The sequence below is a fragment of the Streptomyces sp. NPDC046831 genome, from assembly GCF_040645305.1.
Lineage (GTDB): Bacteria > Actinomycetota > Actinomycetes > Streptomycetales > Streptomycetaceae > Streptomyces.
Genome location: NZ_JBEYXZ010000001.1, coordinates 57,592 through 79,245 on the forward strand (window position 1 = coordinate 57,592; position 21,654 = coordinate 79,245).

3 protein-coding genes are annotated in these 21,654 nt (G+C 76.4%); all 3 read left to right on the forward strand.

The genetic code is table 11. From position 1 onward, the window contains the following. Positions 1-48: 48 nt before the first annotated feature. The 3 genes from ABZ920_RS00260 to ABZ920_RS00270 all read left to right on the forward strand — a co-directional run bounded on the left by ABZ920_RS00260 (position 49) and on the right by ABZ920_RS00270 (position 21,642). Positions 49-1,257, forward strand: coding sequence for a cytochrome P450 (locus ABZ920_RS00260; protein ID WP_361496749.1), 1,209 nt, complete (start codon positions 49-51; stop codon positions 1,255-1,257). A gap of 100 nt (positions 1,258-1,357) precedes the next feature. Continuing rightward, entirely contained in the window at positions 1,358-2,710 is a 1,353-nt protein-coding gene (locus ABZ920_RS00265; RefSeq protein ID WP_361496752.1) for a serine hydrolase domain-containing protein, read from the forward strand. A 125-nt stretch (positions 2,711-2,835) separates the two neighbouring features. After that, a complete protein-coding gene (locus tag ABZ920_RS00270) occupies positions 2,836-21,642 on the forward strand; it encodes a non-ribosomal peptide synthase/polyketide synthase (RefSeq protein WP_361496755.1) in 18,807 nt (6,268 codons plus the stop codon). Positions 21,643-21,654: the final 12 nt, after the last annotated feature.

The window sequence follows — 21,654 nt, forward strand, 5'->3', positions numbered from 1 at the left end:
ATGCGTGGCCCCGCCCGCGCCCCTGCACCCGCCGAGCGAGGAGAACAGGTGAACAGCAAGCAAGTGACCGGTGAGCGGTTACTGGTCGAAGAGTTACCGGAGCGCTGGCGGGCCCTGCGCGAGGCCGGCCCGGTGCGCCACGACGAGGCCCAGGGCGTGTGGCAGGCAGTGGACCACGAGACCGTCACCGCCGTTCTCGCCGACCCGGCGACGTACTCCTCGGACCTCTCCCCGATCGCCCCCACGCAGCAGGACTTCGAGACCTTCCGGCAGGGCAACTTCGTCGGCATGGACCCGCCGGAGCACCGCAAGCTCCGCACCCTGGTGAGCCAGGCGTTCACCCCCCGTGTGGTGCGTGGCCTGGAGCCGCGCATCGAGGCCGTGTGCGCACGCCTGCTGGACGCCGTCGCCGACCGGGACAGATTCGACCTGGCCGACGCGCTGGCGTATCCGCTCCCCATCATCGTCATCGCCGAACTCCTCGGCGTCCCGGCCGGCGAGCACAGACTCTTCCAGGAGTGGGCCGCCGTCCTGTTCAGCGGCGACCAGCTCGGCGAGGCGCCCGACATGGCCGACCTGGAACGGGCGCTGGAAGCCATCGCCCCCACCGTGCGTGAGATGAACGGCTACGTGCTGGAGCACATCCGCCACCGTCGCGCGCACCCCGGTGAGGACCTCACCAGCAGACTCATCGCCGCCGAGGTGGACGGCGCCCGTCTTCGGGACCAGGAGATCGTGGGCTTCGTCGCCCTGCTGCTGGTCGCCGGGCACATCACCACCACCGCCCTGCTGGGCAACGCCGTCGTCGCCTTCGACCGGCACCCCGACGCGGGCGCCCGGCTGCGCGCCCGCCCCGACCAGCTCCCCGAGGCCCTGGAGGAGGTGCTGCGGTGGCTGCCGCCCTTCCCCGAACTGGGGCGTCGCACCACCCGGCCCGTGGTCCTCGGCGGTGAGCGGCTTCCGGCCGACGCGCTCGTCATGGCCCACCTCGGCGCCGCCAACCGCGACCCGGCCCGTTTCACCGCGCCGGACGCATTCGACATCACCCGCAGCCCGAATCCCCATCTCACCTTCGGGCACGGCATCCACTTCTGCTTCGGTGCCCACCTGGCCCGGCTGGAGGCCCGGATCGCGATGTGCATGCTGCATGAACGTTTCCGCAGCCTGGCGGTCCCGTCCTACGCGGACGTCGTCTTCCAGAACCCGGCCGTGATCGTCGGCGTGCGCCACCTGCCCGTCGAGGTCGGCAGGCCGTAGCGCGCGGCGCGACAGCACCCGAACCGGACCCGCACCGCTCACCAGCGGGCCCGGCTCCGTCACCCGCCCATGAGGCCCAGTCAACGGGAGTCCCCTTCTCATGCCGTACACCACCACCGCCGCTCCGGTCGCCGAGCGCGGGACGTCGCTCCTGCGCGAGGAACTGCAGGACCGTCTGGACGCCCTCGCCCGCGTCCACCGCGTACCCGGCGCCCAACTGGCCGTGACGGCCGGCACCGAGGTCCTGACCGTGCACACCGGCACGGCCGACGCCGCCACCGGTGCCCCCTTCACCGCCGACACCGCCGTCCCCCTGGGGTCACTGACCAAGCCCTACACGGCCGCACTCGTGATGCTCCTGGTGGCCGACGGCGACCTCGAACTGGACGAGCCCGTCGCCGAACTCCTCCCCGAACTGCGCGAGTTACCGAAGGTGGAGATACGCCACCTGCTCAGCCACACCGCCGGCCTGCCCACCGGGCCCGACTCCGACACCGCCGCCCGCACCACCGCCTCCCGGTACCTGTCGGAGGTCTGCACCGCCCGCGACGCGCTGTTCGCCCCCGGCGCCGACTTCTCCTACTCCAACGCCGGTTACGTCGCCGCCGGACTGCTGGTCGAGAGGGTCACCGGCATGCCGTGGCACGAGGCGGCGCGGGCGCTGGTCCTCGAACCCCTCGGCACGGCACCGGCGTTCCTCGGTGACACCGCCTCCGGCCGTCCCCGCGCACGGGGCCACGCGGTCAACACCGCCTCGGGGAGGCTCCTCCCGGCCCACCAGAACCTCGCCCCCCTCGAGGCGCCGGCCGGCGCCCTGCTGGCGGGCGCCGCGGACCTGCTCGCACTGGGCCGTGCGCTGATCGGGCGGTCCGCCGTCCTGCCCCCCGCCGTCGCCGAGCGGATGCGCCGCCCCGAACCCGCCGCCGCGGCGGGAGCCCTGGCCGACGCCTGGGGCCTGGGGCCGGCCCTGTACCGGCACGGCGGCCGGACCTGGTGCGGCCACGACGGCAACGCCCAGGGCACCTCCTGCCACCTGCGCGCCGAACCGGACAGCGGTGTCGTGGTCGCCTTCACCGGCAACGCCGGCGGCGCCACCGCGCTCTGGCGGGACCTCGCCGACGACCTCACCCGCATCACCGGGGTGCGGGTGCCCACCGCCCCGGCCCCCGCGCGCCGGGAACGTCCCGTCGCCCTGCCCGAGTGCGCGGGCACCTACGCCAACGGCCCCACGGAGTACCGGATCACGCTCCGCCCGGACGGTTCGCCCGTGCTGTCCGTGGACGGCGACCTGCCGATCCCCCTGGTGTGCTACCCGGACCTGTCCTGCGACCTGGTCGATCCGGCCACGGGCCGGCGAGAGCCGGGCGGACGCTTCCACCGCGACCCCGCCACCGGCGCGGTGAACCGCGTGCAGATCTCCGGACGCACCGCCCGCCGCACCGGCGCCGCCTGAACCGTACGCAGCGCCGCGCCCCCTTCGTGCGCGAGACCCACCGCACCGCTCCGGTGGGCCCCAGGGCTGCCCGCCGTACCCGGCCGGCCCGCCGCCTCGTCCCCGCCCCACAAAGGACTGCACCCATGACGGACCTGCACGACAAGCCCACACCGGCGTCCTTGCGGCCGCGGCCGCCGCGGACCGACGGCGCCACCCCGGCCCCGGAAGGCGACGGCGCCCGGCGGCCGGCGCACCCGTCGCTGGGCGAGCTGTTCTCCGCGTGGGTGTCCCGGACCCCGCACGCGCCCGCGCTGACCGACGGCCGGCGGACCTGGTCCTACCGGGAGCTGGCGGCACGGGCCGGCCGCCTGGCCGACGACCTCGTGCGGCGCGGCGCCGGTCCCGAGCGGACGGTCGCCCTGGTCCTGCCGCGCTCGATGGAACTGGTCGCGGCGGAACTGGCCGTGGTCCTGGCGGGTGCCGCCTTCCTGCCCGTCGACCCCGCCTACCCGGCCGAGCGGCGGGAGCTGATGCTGACCGACGCCGCTCCCGCCGTGGTCCTCGACGATCCGGCGTGGGTGCGGCACGTCATGGAGGACCCGGCCGCGACCGGGGCCGGCCCGAGCGGCCGCACCGCGGCGGACGGCGGCCCGGACGCGCCGGGGACCGCCCCGGGCGGCCGCCCCGCGGTGCACGCCGACCACGCGGCCTACGTGATCTACACCTCGGGCTCCACCGGACGACCGAAGGGCGTCACGGTCACCCACCGGGGCATCGGCGCGTTCACCGCGGCCGCCGCCGAGCAGTACGCCGTCGGCCCCGGCGACCGTGTCCTGCAGTTCTCCTCACCCAGCTTCGACGCCTCCGTACTGGAGCTCGCCACCTCCGTCCTGGCCGGCGCCACCCTGGTGGTGCCGCCCGACGGACCGTGGCTCGGGGACGAACTCGCCCACGTCCTGGACGAGCACCGCATCACCCACGCCCTCATTCCGCCCGCCGCCCTGGCCACCCTTCCCGACACCGCGCCGACGGGCGCGGCACGCGGCCTGCGCACGCTGATCGTGGGCGCCGAGGCCTGCCCGGCCGGGCTCGTCGACCGCTGGGCCCCCGGCCGCCGCATGATCAACTCGTACGGCCCTACCGAGGCCACCATCGTCGCCACCTGGACCGGGCCGCTGTCCGCCGGCGGCGGCACTCCCACGATCGGCACCGCGCTGCCCGGCACACGGGTGTACGTGCTGGACCCGGCCATGCGCCCCGTGCCGCCGGGCACCGACGGCGAGCTGTTCGTCGGCGGGGAGGGGGTGGCCCGCGGCTACCTGGGGCGCCCGGGCCTGACCGCCGCGCGGTTCGTCGCCGACCCCTTCGGCCCGCCCGGAGCCCGGCTCTACCGCACCGGCGACCGGGTGCGCCGGACCGCCGGCGGGGAGCTGGAGTTCCTCGGCCGGCTCGACCGCCAGGTGAAGATCCGCGGCTTCCGCATCGAGCCGGGCGAGGTCGAGGCGGCCCTGCTCCGCCAGGAGGGCGTCCACGAGGCCGTGGTCGTGGTCCGTGAGGACGAGCCGGGCAGGAAGAGGCTCGTCGGCTACGTCACCCCCACCGACCCGGAGCGGGTCCCGGAGGCGCCGGCCCTGCGCGCGGCGGTCGCCGCCGTGCTGCCGGCCCACCTGGTCCCGTCCGCCGTCGTCGTCCTGGACGAACTGCCCCTGACCCCGCAGCACAAGGTCGACCGGAGGGCCCTGCCCGCGCCGGCCGCCCCGGCCGCGGCCGGCCACGTGGCTCCGCGCACGGCCGGGGAGCGGGCCCTGGCCGCCGTCTGGGCGGACGTCCTCGGGGCCGACGTGGTGGGCGTCACGGACGACTTCTTCGACCTGGGCGGGGACTCGATCCTGGCCGCCCGGGTCCTGGCCCGCGTCCGGGACGAACTGGGCGTCCGGCTCACGGTGCGGGACGTCTTCACCGCGCGCACCATCGGCGCGCTGGCCCCGCTGCTCGACGACCCGTCCGCCGCCGCACCGCCCGACCCGATCCCGCCGGCCCCGCGCGACGGGCTGCTGCCGCTGTCCAGCGCCCAGCGGCGGCTGTGGTTCCTGGACGACCTCACCGCCGGCGGCACCGAGTACAACACCGGCGTCGTCCTCGGTCTGCGCGGGCCACTCGACGCGGACGCGCTGCGCCGGGCCCTGCGGCGGCTCGCCGCCCGCCACGACTCGCTGCGCACCACGTTCACCACGGTGGACGGGCAGGGCGTCCAGCGGATCGGCCCCGACCCCGACCTGCCGCTGCGCACCGCCGACCTCGGCGGCACCCCGCCCGAGGACCGCGCCGACGCCGCCGAACGCCTGGTCACGGACGAGCTGAGACGTCCCTACGACCTCTCCGCGGGCCCGCTCACCCGCGCCCTGCTCATCCGGTGCGGACCGGAGGACCACGTGCTGCTGCTGGCGCAGCACCACATCGTCACCGACGGGTGGTCGGTCGGCGTGCTGACCCGCGAGCTGGCCGCGCTCTACCACGCGGAGGTCTCCGGCGAGCCCGACGGCCTGCCCGCGCCGGGCGTCCAGTACCCCGACTTCGCGGTGTGGGAGCAGCGGCGGCGCAGCGCGGACGGCGACGAGGACGACCTCGCCTACTGGAAGCGGCACCTGGCCGGGCTGCCGCACCTCGAACTGCCCACCGACCGGCCCCGGCCGGCGGTGCGCACCCCCGCCGGCGCGGCCCACCGCCACCACCTCCCGGCCGACCTCGTGGCACGGCTGCGGACCCTGGCCGGCGACCGGGGCACGACCGTGTTCACGCTGCTCGCCGGCGCGGCCGCCGTGCTCTTCGCCCGCTACTCCGGGCAGCGGGACGTGGCCTTCGGGACCATCACCAACGGACGGGGCCGCCGCGACCTGGAGGACGTGACGGGCTTCTTCGCCAACACCGTCGTGCTGCGCGGCGAGGTGGACGAGTCGCTCACCGTCGACCGGTTCGTCGAGGGCATGCGCGCCACCGTGCTGGACGCCTTCGCCCACGACGGGGTGCCCTTCGACCGGGTGGTGGAGGAACTGGCCCCACCCCGCGACCCCAGCCGGACCCCGCTGGTGCAGGCCCTCGTCGTGCAGCAGGCCGCCGCGCCCGCCCTGCCCCCGGCGGGCGGACTGCGCATCGAGGACCGGCCCCTGCCCCGCCCCGCCGCGCGCTTCGACCTCGTCCTGGAGTTCGCGCCGCGGGCCGAGGGCGGCTGCGAGCTCACGGTCGAGTACAACACCGACCTCTTCGAAGCGCGCACCGCGGCCCGGATGGCCCGCCATCTGCACCGCCTGCTCCAGGGCATGGCGGACGGGCCGGGCCGGACACTGGGCGAACTTCCCCTCCTCGGCGAGGAGGAACAGCGCACGCTGCTCGGCACCTGGAACCTGCGGGCGCCCGCGGCGCGGGACGGCCATGCCCCGTGCGCCACGCTGCCGGAGCTGTTCGAGGCGCAGGTGGCCCGCACCCCCGGCCGGACCGCGGTCGTCTGCGGACCGGTGCGACTGGACTACGCGGAGGTGAACCGGCGCGCCAACCGCCTCGCCCGGCTGCTCGCGGCCCGCGGGGCGGGACCGGAGACGCTGGTGGCCCTGTGCCTGCCGCGCTCCGCCGACCTGCTGCCCCTGCTGTGGGCGGTCCTGAAGTCGGGCGCGGGCTATCTGCCGGTCGACCCCGGCTACCCGGCCGAGCGCATCCGCTTCATGCTCGCCGACGCCGCCCCCGCCCTGGTCCTGGCGACCCGTGAGACCGCGGCGGCCTTGCCCGACGGCTGCGAGCCGCTGATCGTCGACGACCTGGCCGCCGTCGGCTCCGGCCCCGCAGGCGCCGCGGGGGAGGGCCCGGCCGGCGAGCCCGGCGACGACGCAGACACCGCCTCGGCCGGCCTGACCGACCCCGACCGGACGCGGCCGCTGGACCCCGACCACCCCGCCTACGTCATCTACACGTCGGGGTCGACCGGCCGGCCCAAGGGCGTGGTGGTCACACATCGCAGTGTCGCCGCGCTGGCCGCCTGGGCGGCGGAGCGGTTCGGCGCCGCGGGCCTGGCGCACGTGGTGGCGTCCACCTCCCTGAACTTCGACGTGTCGGTCTTCGAGATGCTGTGCCCCCTGCTGGCGGGCGGCACCGTCGAGGTGGTCGCCGACCTGCCGGCGCTCGCCGACGCGCCGGGCCCGCGCCGGGCCGGACTGGTCAGCGGGGTGCCGTCGGTGGTCTCCCGGCTGGTCGGCGGCGGCGCCACCGCCGTCGAGGCGGACACGGTGGTGCTGGCCGGCGAGGCGCTGTCCGCCCAGACCGTGCGCGACCTCAGGGCGGCCATGCCCTCGTGCGGCGTCGCCAACATCTACGGCCCCACCGAGGCCACCGTCTACGCCACCGCCTGGTTCGCCGGCGACACGGTTCCGGAGCAGGCCCCGCCCATCGGCCGGCCGGTGGCCCGCACCCGCGCCTACGTGCTGGACCGCATGCTGCGCCTGCAGCCCCCCGGCGTGACGGGCGAGCTGTACCTCGGGGGCGGCGGCCTGGCACGCGGGTACCTGCGGCGCCCCGGCCTGACCGCCGGCCGGTTCGTCGCCGACCCCTTCGGCGCGCCGGGGGAGCGCATGTACCGCACCGGTGACCTGGTGCGCTGGACGGCCGACGGCGAGCTGGAGTACCTCGGCCGCATCGACCAGCAGGTCAAGGTCCGCGGCTTCCGCATCGAACTGGGCGAGGTCGAGGAGGCGCTGCGCCGCTGCGCGGGCATCGCGGAGGCGGCCGCCACCGCCTTCGACGCCGGCGGCCACCGGCGCCTGGTCGGCTACGTCGTGCCCGTCCCCGGCGGCCGGGTGGAACCGGAGGCGGTGCGCCGGGAACTGAGGCGCACGCTGCCCGACTACATGGTGCCCGCCACGGTCATGACGCTGGACGCCCTGCCCCTCAACCCCAACGGCAAGCTGGACCGCGGCCGCCTGCCCGAGCCGGGGGCCGCCGCGCACGCCGTGCGCCACGTCGCGCCCCGCACGCCCACCGAGCGCACCCTGGCCGCCGTCTGGGCCGACGTCCTGCGCGTCGAGCGGGTCGGGGCCGACGACAACTTCTTCGAACTGGGCGGCGACTCCATCCTCAGCATCCAGGTGGTGGCCCAGGCGCGGCAGGCGGGTCTGGCGATCACCTCCCGCGACGTCTACCGGTACCAGACGGTCGCCGCCCTCGCCCGGTGCGCCGACGCCGCCGGGAGCCTGCGCACGGCCGCCCCGGCCGCGGTGGCGGCCACCGGTCCGGCACCGCTGACGCCCATCCAGCACTGGCTGTTCGAGAGCGCCGCGGAGCGGGCCGGCCACTTCGCCCAGACGGTGTCCGTCTACGTGCCCGAGTCCGTCGACGCGGCGGCCCTGGAGGACGCGCTGAACGACGTCGTGGCCCACCACGACGCCCTGCGCTCGCGCTTTCCCGGCGAGGGCACCGGCGACGGCGGCCCCGAGGCGCGGTGGCACATCGACGACCGGGCGCCCCGGATCCGCCTGGCCCGCCACCGCGGCCCCGACGGCGACGCCCCTCACCTCGGCCCCTTCGACCTGCGACAGGGGCCCCTGCTGCGGGCGGCCCTGCACGACCGCGCGCCCGGCCGGCTCCCCGTGCTGCACCTGGCCGTGCACCACCTCGTGGTCGACGGGGTCTCCTGGCGGCTGCTGCTGGAGGACCTGGACCGCGCCTACCGCGCCCGCAGCGGCGGCGCCGACGGCGCGTCCGCGCTGCCGGCGAAGTCCTCGGCGCTGCGGCACTGGGCCCGGCGGCTGGCCCGGCTGGCCGCCGACGGCGGCTTCGACGACGAGCGCTCGTACTGGGCCGAGGCGGTCAGTGGTGCCGCGGACGCCCTGCCCACCGACGGCAGCGGCGCCAACACCTACGCCTCGGCCCGCTCCGTGACCGTGCGCCTGAGCCCGCAGGACACCTCCGTCCTGCTGCGCACCCTCCCCGAGACCTACCGCACCCAGGTCAACGACGTGCTGCTGAGCGCCCTCGGCCGGGTCCTGTGCGCGTGGACCGGGCAGGACCGCGTCCTGGTCGACGTCGAGGGGCACGGACGCGAGGAACTCTTCGCCGACGTCGACACCAGCCGCACCGTGGGCTGGTTCACCACCCGCCATCCCGTCGCACTCGCCGTCCCCGGGGAGGCGGACTGGGACGCCGTCCTGAAGCGGGTGAAGGAGCAGCTGCGGGCCGTCCCCCGCCACGGAATCGGCCACGACGTGCTGCGCCGCCTGGCACCGCGGGAAACGGGACCCGGGACCCCGGACGCGCAGATCAGCTTCAACTACCTGGGACGGATGACGCTGCCGCAGGAACCGGACGGGCTGTACCGCGGCCTGTCCCGGCCGCTGGAGCTGGACGCCGACCCGGCGGCCACCCGCCCGCACCTCCTCGAAGTGGTGGGGCTGCTGGACGACGAGTCGCTGGAGTTCACCTGGTTCTACTCGGAGCAGGTGCACGACGAGGCCACCGTCGCCGGCCTGGCCGAACGGTTCGCCGGCGCGCTGGCGGGCCTCGCCCGCCACGCCGCCCGGCCGGGCGCGGGCGGACGCACCCCGTCCGACTTCCCGCTCGCCCGGCTCGACCAGGCGGCCGTGGACCGGCTGGCCGGGGACGACCCCGCGGCCGTGGAGGACGTGCACGCGCTCACCCCGGCCCAGGCCGGCATGCTCTTCCACGGGCTCTCCCAGGACGACCGGAGCGTCTACTTCCAGCAGCTGACCTTCGTGCTGGACGGCGTGCCGGACCCGGACGCGCTCGCGGCGGCCTGGCAGCGGGTGACGGACCGCACCCCGGTGCTGCGCGGCCGCGTCGTGTGGCAGGACGTGCCGGAGCCGGTGCTGGTCGTGCAGCGCCACGCACCCGTGCCCGTCACCCGCCTGGACTGGCGCGGCCTGTCCGAGGACGCGCGCGCGACCCGGCTGCGCGAACTCCTCGACCGGGACCGCGAGCAGGGCCTGGACCTGACGCGCGCCCCGCTGCAGCGCCTGGTGCTCGTCCGGCTCGCAGGCGACAGCGTCCGGGTGGTGTGGTCCTTCCACCACCTGCTCCTGGACGGCTGGAGTCTGTTCCAGGTGCTGTCGGACGTCTTCGCCTGCCACGCGCACCCGTCCGGCGACGCCACGGCCCTGCCCGAACGCCGTCCGTTCCGCGACTACGTCGCCTGGCTGCGCGAGCGCGACGTGGCGGAGGCCGAACGGCACTGGCGCGACCGCCTCGCCGGGCTGGCCGAGACCACCCCGCTGCCCTACGACCACGAGCCGCGCGAGACCCATCGGGCCGAGTCCACGCAGGCGGTCCGGGTCACGCTGCCCGAGACCGCCACCCGGGCGCTGGAGGAGCTGGCCAGGACGTCGGGCCTGACCCTCAACACCCTGGTCCAGGGCGCCTGGGCGGTGCTGACGAGCCGCCAGGCCAACCGCGGCGAGGTCGTCTTCGGGACCACCGTGTCCGGACGGCCGCCCGAGCTGCCCGGGGCGGACGCCATCACCGGCCTGTTCATCACCACCCTGCCCAGCCGGATCACCGTGCCCCGCGACGGCACCCTGCTCGACTGGCTGCGCCGGCTCCAGCAGGACCAGAGCGAGGACCGGCGCTTCGACCACCTGCCGCTGACGCGGATGAAGGCGCTCACCGCCCTGCCCGAGCGGGCCGCCCTCTTCGACAGCATCGTCGTCTTCGAGAACTACCCCGTCGACGACGGCCTCGCCGCCGCGCACGGGCTGCGGCTGAGCGGACTCGACGGCGTCGAGACCACCAACTACCCGCTGAGCCTGGTGGCCTACCCCGGCCCCGAACTGACGCTGCGCCTGGGCTACGACCCGGACCTGTTCGACGCCGGGACCATCACCCGGATGGCCGAGCACCTGACCGTCCTGCTGGAGGGCATGACCGCCGGGGCCCACCGGCCGCCCGCCGCGCTGCCGCTGCTGACGGCGGCCGGCCGCCACCAGGTTCTCCACGCCTGGAACGACACGGCCACCTCCCTGCCCGAGGCCACCGTCGCGGACCTCTTCGCCGCACGCGTGCGGGAGACCCCCGGCGCCGTCGCCGTGGAGTCCGGCGGCGAACGCCTCACCTACCGTGAGCTCGACGAGCGTGCCGCCGCGCTCGCCGGCCGGCTGACCGGGCTCGGCGTCCGGGCGGAACGCCCGGTGGGCGTGCTCATGGACCGGTCCGTGGCGCTGGTCGTCGCCCAGGTCGCGCTGGCCCGCACCGGCGGGGTGTACGTGCCCCTCGACGGCAGGGCGCCGCGCGAACGGCTGCGGCGGATGCTGGCCGAGGTCTCGGCGGACCTGCTGCTCACCGACGCCGCGTGGGAGGAGACGGCGCGCGAGCTGCTGCCCGGCGAGGGCGTCCTGCGACTGGACGCCGCCGGGGCCGCGTTCCGCGCCGGCCCGGCCACGGCCCAGCCGGCCTCCGCTGCCCCGGACGCCCCCGCGGCACAGCCCGCCCCCTTGGCCGCGGACGCCCCCGCGGTGCACCCGGACAACGTCCAGTACGTCATGTTCACCTCCGGCTCCACCGGCACCCCCAAGGGCGTCGCCGTGCGGCAGCGGGACGTCGTCGCGCTCGCCCTCGACCGTGCCTTCGCGGACCACGAACGAGTCCTCGTGCACTCCCCGCACGCGTTCGACGCCGCCACCTACGAGGTGTGGGTGCCGCTGCTGCGCGGCGGCACGGCCGTGCTCGCGCCCCCGGAGGAAATCGACGCGTCCGTGGTCCACCGGGCCGTCACCGAGCAGGGCGTGCGCTGCCTGTGGCTGACCGCGGGCCTGTTCCGGCTGCTCGCCCAGGAGGACCCCACCTGCCTGCGCGGCGCCCGCGAGGTGTGGACCGGCGGCGAGGCCGTGCCCGGCGCGGTGGTGCGCCGCGTCCTCACCGCCTGCCCCGGCCTGACCGTCGTCGACGGCTACGGGCCGACCGAGACCACCACCTTCGCCACCCGGCGTGTCTTCCGCCCCGGCGACCCGCTGCCCGCGGTCCTGCCGATCGGGCGTCCCCTGGACAACACACGCGTGTACGTGCTGGACGCCCTGCTGCAGCCCCAGCCGCCCGGCGTCCCCGGCGAGCTGTACATCGCCGGAGCGGGACTGGCCCGCGGCTACGCGGGCCGGCCCGGAGCCACCGCCGCCCGCTACCTCGCCGACCCGTTCGGCCCGCCCGGCGGCCGCATGTACCGCACCGGCGACATCGTCAAGTGGAGCGCCGACGGCGAACTGCACTTCGTGGGACGCGCGGACGACCAGGTCAAGATCCGCGGCTTCCGCATCGAGCCCGCCGAGATCGAGGCCCGGCTCACCGCCCACCCCGCGGTCGCCGAGGCCGTCGTGTCGGTGTACGAACACGCCGGGCGCAAGCGGCTGGCCGCCCACCTCGTGCCGGCCGGGGACGCGGTGGTCCCCTCCGGCACCGCCCTGCGCACGCACCTGGCCGCCGACCTGCCCGACTACATGCTCCCGGCCGCGTTCGTCACCGTCCCCGAACTCCCGCTCACCGCCAACGGCAAGGTGGACCGGCGCCGGCTGCCGGCCCCCGACTGGGCGGGAGCCGGCGACAGCGCCTACCGCGCGCCGCGGACCGAGGCCGAACGGGTCCTCGCCGGCATCTGGGCGGACCTGCTCGGCGTCGAGCGGGTCGGCGTCGACGACAACTTCTTCATGCTGGGCGGCGACTCGATCCTCAGCATCCAGGTGGTCTCCCGCGCCCGCGCCGAGGGCCTCGCGCTGACGCCCCGCGACCTGTTCCGGCACCCCACCGTCGCCGCCCTGGCCGCGGCCACGGGCACCGCCGCGTCCGTCGCCGGGACCGGCCCGGTGACCGGCGAGGTGCCCCTCACGCCCGTCCAGCACTGGTTCCTCGACCCACGGCCGCAGCAGCCGGACCTGTTCGACCAGTGCGTCGTCGTGGAGACGGCCGACCGGCCCGACCCGGACACGCTGCGCCGCGCCCTGTCGGCGCTGTGGGCGCACCACGACGCGCTGCGGTCGCGCTTCGTCACCGGGGACGACGGCGAGTGGCACCAGTACTGCGCCCCCGCCGAGGCGGGCCCGCCGCCGGAGCTGCTGGAGGTCTGCGACCTGACGGGCCTGGACCCGGCGGCGGCCGCGGAGACCGAGCAGCGCGTCACGGCGGCGGCGCACGCCGCCCTCCGGCTGGAGACCGGCCCGCTCCTCACCGCCCGCCTGTTCGTCACGGCGGACGTCCCGCGCGCCCGGCTGCTGCTGGCCGTCCACCACCTGGTGGTCGACGGTGTCTCCTGGCGCATCCTGCTGGAGGACCTGGAGACCGCCTACCGGCAGGCCCGCGACGGCCGGCCCGTGCGCCTGCCGGCCCGCACGACGTCCGTGCAGGAGTGGGCGCGGCGGCTGCGCGCCCACACCGAGCAGGGCGGCTTCGCCGGCGAACGCGACCACTGGGCCGCGGTGGCCCGGCACTGCGCGGCGGAGCTGCCGGTGGACGGCGACGGCGGCAACACCATGGCCGACGTGCGCGAGGTGACGGTCCGTCTGGACCGCCGGCGCACCGACGAACTGCTGCGCGAGGTGCCCGGCGTCTACCGCACACGCATCGACGACGTCCTGCTGACCGCACTGGGCCGCGTGCTCGCCCAGTGGACCGGGCGGCGCACCGTCGCCGTCGCGCTGGAGGCCCACGGCCGCGAGGACCAGATGTTCGACGACGTGGACCTGTCCCGCACGGTCGGCTGGTTCACCACCTTGTTCCCGGTCGCCCTCGACGTGCCCGAAGGGGACTGGGGCACCGCCCTGAAGGCCGTCAAGGAGCAGATCCGGGCCGTGCCCGGCCGGGGCCTCGGGCACGGCGCCCTGCGCCACCTGGCGCGCGACGCCCGGCTCACCGGCCCGTCGGCGCCCGGCATCAGCTTCAACTACCTCGGCCGGTTCGACTGGTCCGCCGGCGAGGCGGCGCTCGTCCGCGCCGTGCCCGGCGGTCTGGGCGGCGCGGACGCACCCGCCTCGCAGCGCCCCCACCAGCTGGACGTGGTGGCCCGCGTCGAGGACGAGCGGCTGGAGATCACCTGGCACTACAGCCGCGGACGGCACCGCGAGCGGACCGTCACCGCGCTCGCCGAGGGCATGCTGCGGGCCCTGGAGGAGATCGTCGCCCACTGCGCCCGCCCGGACGCCGGCGGACGGACACCGTCCGACTTCCCGCTGGCCCGCCTGGACCAGGCGGGCGTGGACAAGGTCGCCGGCGACGGGCGCGAGGTCGCGGACGTGTACCCCCTCACGCCGATGCAGGCCGGCATGCTGTTCCACAGCCTGTTGGACCCCGACGGCCGCACCTACGTCAACCAGGTGCAGCTGGTGCTGTCCGGCGTCACCGACCCGCACGTGCTGGCCGAGGCATGGCAGCGGACCGCCGACGAGAACCCGATGCTGCGCACCCGGCTGGTGTGGCAGGAGACCGCCGAACCCCTCCAGGTCGTGCAGCGGCGGGCCACCGTGCCCGTCGCCCACCACGACTGGTCCGGGTGGCCGGCCGACCGGTGCGGACGGGAACTGGACCGGCTGCTCGCCGAGGACCGGCAGGCCGGCGTCGACCTGGCCGCGGCGCCGCTGATGCGGCTGGCACTGATCCGTCTCTCGCCCGACCGGGTGCGGATGGTGTGGACCTTCCACCACGTGCTGCTGGACGGGTGGAGCGCCGCCCAGGTGTTCGACGAGGTGTGCGAGCGGTACGCGGCCCTCACCGCGGGGCGCCGCCCGCAGGTCCCGGCCCGGGCACCCTTCGGCGACTACCTGCGCTGGCTCGCCGAGCAGGACACCGCGGGCGCGGAGGAGTTCTGGCGCCGGACCCTGGCCGGGTTCCGCGCCCCCACCGAACTCCCGCGGGACCGGCGGCCCGCCGAGGCGCACCGGACGTCGTCGTCGGGCACCGTGCACGTCACCCTCGACGCCGGCGTGTCGGCCGGGCTGCGCGAGACCGCCCAGCGGGCGGGCCTGACCGTCAACACGCTGCTCCAGGGCGCCTGGGCGCTGCTGCTGTCCCGCCACGGCGGCGGGGACGACGTGGTGTTCGGCACCACCGTGTCCGGCCGCCCCGCCGAACTGCCCGGTGTCACCTCGATGGTCGGGCTGTTCATCAACACCCTCCCGACGCGGGCGCGGATCGACGGACGGCGCCCCCTGCTGGAGTGGCTGGGCGACCTCCAGGCGGCCCAGTCGGAGGCCCGCCGGCACGACTTCGTCTCCCTGGCCGAGCTGCAGACGTGGAGCGAGGTGCCGGGCGGGACCAACCTGTTCGACAGCATCGTGGTCTTCGAGAACTACCCGTTCGACGACGGCGCGCCGGCCCGGCACGGGCTGGGCGTCGAACAGGAACGCGACCTGGAGCCGACCAACTACCCGCTCAGCGTGGTCGTCGCCCCCGGCGACACCCTGTCGGTGTCCCTCGACTACGACCCGGCCGCGTTCGACGCGGCCACGGTGGAGGGACTCGGCGCGGGCCTGCGGACCCTGCTGACGGAGATGGCCACCGACCCGGACCGGCCGCTGGCCGACCTGCCGCTGGTGGACCCGGCGGAGGGCCGCCGCCTGCTGGACCGCTTCGGCGGCCCGGTGACGCGGGCGCCGCACCGCACACTGCCGAGCATCTTCCAGGAGCAGGCGGCACGCACCCCCGCCGCCCCGGCCGTACTGGCCGGCTCCGAACGCCTCACGTACCGCCAACTCGACGAGCGCGCCAACCGGCTGGCCCGGCTGCTGGTCGCGGCCGGCGCGGGTCCCGAGCGGTTCGTCGCCCTGGCACTGCCCCGCACGGCCGACCTGATCGTCGCCCTGCTGGCGGTCCTCAAGAGCGGCGCCGCCTACCTGCCGGTGGACCCCGGATACCCGCCGGAGCGCATCGCCTTCCTCTTCGAGGACGTCCGGCCCGACGCGGTGGTGACGACCGCGCGGATCTCCGCCGGCCTGCCCGACGGCCCGTTCGAGCGGATCGTGCTCGACGACCCCGGGTGCGCCGGCCGGCTGGCGGCGCAGTCCGCCGCCGGCCTCGACGACAGCGACCGGAACGCACCCCTGCTGCCCGGCCACCCGGCCTACGTCATCCACACCTCCGGCTCCACCGGCCGTCCCAAGGGGGTCGTGGTCGCCCACGCCTCGGTGGCCGCGCTGACCGACTGGGCCGCCGCGGAGTTCACCGGCCGCGGCCTCGCCCACGTCGTGGCCTCCACCTCGCTCAACTTCGACGTGTCGGTGTTCGAGATCCTCTCCCCGCTGCTGTCCGGCGGGTGCGTGGAGGTCGTCCGCGACCTGCTGGCGCTCGCCGAACGCACCGAGCCGTGGCGCGCCGGACTGCTCAGCGCCGTCCCGTCCGCGCTGGGCCGGCTGCTGGCGGAGGACACCGTCCACGTCACCGCCGACACGGTCGTCCTCGCCGGTGAGGGGCTGCCCGCCCGCACCGTCCGCCAGGTACGGGCCGCCGTCCCCGGCTGCCGGGTGATGAACATCTACGGCCCGACCGAGGCCACCGTCTACGCCACCGCCTTCGCCTGCGACCCGGCCGAGCCCGACCGCGTGCCGCCGATCGGCAGGCCCGTCGGCGGCGCCCGCGCCTACGTCCTGGACGACCGCCTGCGCCCGGTGCCCGCCGGCGTGCCCGGCGAGCTGTACCTCGCCGGCACCGGCGTGGCCCGCGGATACCTGGGCCGTCCGGGCCTGACCGCCGCCCGTTTCCTCGCCGACCCCTTCGGCCCGGCCGGCACCCGCATGTACCGCACCGGCGACCTGGTGCGCTGGACCGCCGAGGGCGACCTCGTCTACCTCGGCCGCACCGACGACCAGGTGAAGGTGCGCGGCTTCCGCATCGAACTCGGGGAGGTGGAGGCCGCCCTCGCCCGGCACCCGCGGGTGTCCGCGGCCGCGGCCAAGGTCGTGGACCACGACGGCCACCGGCGGCTGGTCGGTTACGCCGTCCCCCACGACGCCGAGCCGCCCGAGCCGGCCGAGCTGCGCGCCTTCCTCGCCCGCACCCTGCCCGACCACCTGGTCCCCGCGGTCGTGGTGCCGCTGGACCGGCTGCCGCTCGGCGCCACCGGCAAGCTGGACCGGCGGGCGCTGCCCGAACCCGTGTGGGCCGTCCCCGCCGCGGCCGGCTCCACCCGCCCGCCCCGCACCGGCACGGAGCGGACACTGGCCGCGATCTGGTCCGAGGTCCTCGGCGTGCCCGAGGTGGGCGCACAGGACAACTACTTCGAGCTCGGCGGCGACTCGATCCTCGGCATCCAGATCGTCTCCGCCGCCCGCAGGGCGGGCCTGGCCCTGACCCCGCGCCACCTGTTCACCCACCAGACCGTCGCCGACCTGGCCACCGCGGCCGAGGCGCTGCCGGCCCCGGTGACGGCCGCAGAGCAGGGCCCGGTCGTCGGAGAGGTCCCGCTCACGCCCGTCCAGCACTGGCTGTTCGACACCCTCACCGGCGACCCGGCGCACTTCACCCAGGCGGTCTCCTTCCACCTGGCCGCCGGCGCCGACGAGGCCCTGCTGCGCGCGGCACTGGCCGCCGTGTGGGACCACCACGACGCGCTGCGGCTGCGGTGCGAGCCGGCCGGCGACGGACGGTGGCGCCCCTACGGCACCCCGCCAGGCACGGCCCCGCACCTGGAGGTGCACCACCTGCCCGACGGCACGCCGGACGACACCGAGGCGGCGCTGCGCGCCCTGACGGACACCCTGTGCGCGGGCTTCGACCTGGCCTCCGGACCCCTGCTGAAGGCCGCCCTGTGCCGGCCGGGCGGCGACCGGCGCCCGGTCCTCGTGCTGGCCGCCCACCACCTGGTCGTCGACGCGGTGTCCTGGCGGATCCTGCTGGAGGACCTGGACAGCGCCTACCGGGCCCTGGCGGAGGGGAGCGACCCCGGCCTCGGGCCGAAGACCACCTCCTTCCGGGCCTGGGCGCAGCGGCTCGCCGCGCACGCCGCCGCCGGCGGCTTCGACGGCGAACTCGCCCACTGGCGCGCCGCGGCGCCGGCCACCGCCCTCCCCACGGACCACGCCGGCGCCAACACCGCCGACCGCGAGGAGTCCCTGACCGCCGGCCTGGACGCCGAGGAGACCCGCCGGCTGCTGAAGGAGGTGCCCGACGCCTACCGGACCCGCGTCAACGACGTCCTGCTGTGCGCGCTGGGCCGGGTCCTGGCGCGCTGGACGGGACAGGACCGGGTGGCGGTCGCGCTGGAGGGCCACGGCCGTGAGGAGCTGTTCGAGGACACCGACCTGTCCCGGACCGTCGGCTGGTTCACGACCATGTACCCCGTCACGCTCGACGTGCCCCGCGACGCCGACACGGCGACGGCGCTGAAGTCGGTCAAGGAGGGCCTGCGGGCCGTGCCGCGCGGGGGACTGGGCTACGGCGCCCTGCGCTTCCTGCACCCCACCGCCGGCGCGGACCTGCCCGGCCTGCCGCAGATCGGCTTCAACTACCTCGGGCAGCAGGACTGGAGCGCCTCACCGGGCGGCCTGCTGCACGCCCCGTACGGGGGGCTCACCGGCGGCATGGACCGCGCGGCGCAGCGGCCGCACCTCATCGACGTGCTCGGCCGGGTGACCGACAAGCGCCTGGAGTTCACCTGGTCGTACTCCCGCGAGGTGCACCGGCGCGACACCGTCGCCCGGCTCGCGGAGGAACTGGCCGCGGAACTGCGCGCGATCGTCCGCCACTGCGCCGAACCCGGCGCCGGCGGCCGGACCCCGTCGGACTACCCGCTGGCCGCGCTGGACCAGGCCGCGGTCGACCGGCTCGTCGGCACCGGACGGGACGTGACGGACGTCTATCCGCTCACGCCCACCCAGACCGGCATGGTCGTCCACGGCATGGACGAACCCGGCGAGGGCCTGTACGTCGAGCAGATCACCTTCGTCGCGGACGGCGTGCGCGACCCGCGCACGCTGGCCGCCGCGTGGCAGCACGTCGTCGACAGCACCCCGGTGCTGCGCACGTCCGTCGCGCTGCACGGCGTGCCCGAGCCCCTGCAGGTGGTGCACCGCAACGTCACCCTGCCGGTCACCGAGCACGACTGGAGCGACCTGACGGCGGAGCAGCGCGCGGCACGGCTGGAGGAGCTGCTCGCCGAGGAGCGGGCCCGCGGCATCGCCCTGGACCGCGCGCCGCTGCTGCGCGTCGCCCTGGTCCGGCTCGGCCCGGACGAGGTCCGGGTGGTGTGGACCTTCCACCACGTGCTGCTGGACGGGTGGAGCGTCTTCCACGTCCTGTCCGACGTCACCGCCGCCCACGACGCGCTCGCCCGCGGCGGCGAGCCGCGGCTGCCGGACCGCCGGCCGTTCGGGGACTACGCCGCCTGGCTGGCCGGCCGCGACACCGGCCGGGCCGAGGAGCACTGGCGCGAGGCGCTGGCGGACCTCACCGCGCCCACGGCGCTGCCCTACGACCGCAGGCCCGCCCAGGGCGCCACGGCCCGCTCCGGGACCTGGCTGTCGCAGCGCCTGGACACCGCAGCGACTCAGCGGCTCCAGCGGTTCGCCCGCCGCCACCGCCTCACCCTGAACACGCTGGTGCAGGGCGCGTGGGCGCTGCTGCTGTCGCGCTGGAGCGGCGAGCCGGAGGTGTGCTTCGGCACCACCGTCTCCGGGCGGCCGGCCGACCTGCCCGGTGCCGACACCGTCACCGGCCTGTTCATCACCACCCTGCCCGCTCGGGCCGGCGTCGACGGCGACGCGCGCTGCGACGCCTGGCTGCGCGCGCTGCAGCAGGCGCGGGCCGAGGACCGCCGCTTCGACCACGTACCGCTGACGGACCTGCAGGCACTGAGCGGACTGCCCGCCGGCACGGCGATGTTCGACAGCCTCGTCGTCTTCGAGAACTACCCCGTCGGCGACACGACGGCCGACGCGCACGGCCTGCGCATCCGCGACCTCGACGCCCGGGAGGCCACCAACTACCCCCTCACCGTGGTGATCTCGCCCGGGGACGAGCTGAGCGTCGAACTCGGCTACGACCCGCGGTACTTCGAACCGGCCACCGCGCGCTCCCTGGCCGGCCAGCTGCTGCACACCCTGCACGCCCTGGCCGGCGCCGGCGACTCCACCCGCCTGGACCAGCTCGACGTGCTGCCGCCCGAGGAGCGGGGCCGGCTGCTGCGGGGACCGGTACGCCCGGACCTCGCGCCCCCGGCCCCCCGCACCCTGCCCGCCCTGGTCGAGGCGGCGGTGGACCGCACCCCGGCCGCGCCGGCGCTGGACGCGCCGGGTCTGCTGCTGACCTTCGCCGAGGTGGAGGAGCGGGCCAACCGCCTGGCCCACCGGCTCATCGCCCGCGGCGCGGGCCCCGGCGACCTCGTCGCCCTGGTCCTGCCGCGCTCGGCCGACATGGTCGTCGCCCAGCTCGCGGTCGCCAAGGCCGGAGCCGCCTTCCTCCCGGTCGACCCCGCCTACCCCGAAGAGCGGATCGCGCTGATGCTGCGGGACGCGGCGCCCGCCGTGACCCTGGACGCGGCCGAGGTCGCCGGCCTCGTCGCCGCGCCGCCGGACGGCGTCCCCGGGCACCGGCCCACCGACGGCGACCGCACCCGCCCGCTCCAGCTCGACGACCCCGCCTACGTCATCTTCACCTCCGGCTCCACCGGCACCCCCAAGGGCGTGGTCGTCACCCACCGCGGCCTGGCGGGCTTCGCCGCCGCCGAGGCCGAGCACTACCAGGTGGCACCCGGCGACCGCGTCCTGGCCTTCGCCACGCCCAGCTTCGACGCCTCCGTGCTGGAGCTGTGCATGTCGCTGCCGCGCGGTGCCCGCCTGGTCGTCCCCGAGCCCGGACCGCTGCTCGGGGCCGAGCTGGCCGCCGTGCTGCGCGGCCGGCGCATCACCCACACCCTGCTGCCGCCGGCCGCCCTGGCCACCGTGCCGCCCGACACCCCGGGCACCCTGCCCGACCTGAAGACGCTGGTGGTCGGCGCCGACGCGTGCGGCGCGGAACTGGTCGCCCGCTGGGCCCCGCACCACCGGATGGTCAACTCCTACGGACCCACCGAGGCCACGGTGGTGGCCACCTGGTCCGCACCCCTGCGACCGGACGGCGCCGCGCCGCCCATCGGCCGCCCCCTGCCCGGCACCGGCGCCTACGTCCTCGACGCCCGGCTGCGGCCGGTGGCCGACGGCGTGCCGGGCGAACTGTGGCTGAGCGGGCCGTCCCTGGCCCGCGGCTACCTCGGCCGGCCCGGCCTGACGGCGTCCCGCTTCACGGCCGACCCCTTCGGCCCGCCCGGCAGCCGCATGTACCGCACCGGCGACCTGGTGCGGCGCGACGCCCACGGCGAACTGCACTACCTGGGGCGCACCGACCACCAGCTCAAGCTGCGCGGCCACCGCATCGAGGCGGGCGAGGTCGAGGCCGCCCTCGCCGGCCATCCGGCCGTGCTGGACGCCGTGGTGACCGTACGGGAGGACGAGCCGGGACTGCCCCGGCTGGTCGCCCACCTGCTCGCCGCACCCGGGGCCGAGCCGCCCGCCGCCTCCGAGGTGCGGGCCCTGGCCGCCCGCACCCTGCCCGCTCACATGGTCCCCTCGGCGTTCGTGGTCCTCGACCGCTTCCCGCTCACCGAGAACGGCAAGACCGACCGGGCCGCCTTGCCCGCCCCCGCACCCGCCGAGGAGGCGCCGGCCGGCCGCGTCGCCCCCCGCACCCCCACCGAGGAGGTGCTGGCGGCCCTGTGGGAGGAGACCCTGCACACGGCCGTGGGCGTGGAGGACGACTACTTCGACCTCGGCGGCGACTCCCTGCGCGCCCTGCTCATCGCCTCGCGCGCCAACGACGCCTTCGGCGTCACGCTCACCCCCCGCGACGTCCTGGTCTCCCGCACCGTGGCCGCCCTGGCGGACCTGGTGGAGGAGCAGGTGCTGAGCGAACTCGAAGACGCCGCCCGCGGCGACAGCGACCACGACGAACGGTGAGGATCCGACGAC

Excerpts from the sequence above, each read along its gene's own strand:
- ABZ920_RS00265 (WP_361496752.1), top strand. The coding sequence starts at position 1,358 with ATGCCGTACACCACCACCGCCGCTCCGGTCGCCGAGCGCGGGACGTCG.
- ABZ920_RS00270 (WP_361496755.1), top strand. The coding sequence starts at position 2,836 with ATGACGGACCTGCACGACAAGCCCACACCGGCGTCCTTGCGGCCGCGG.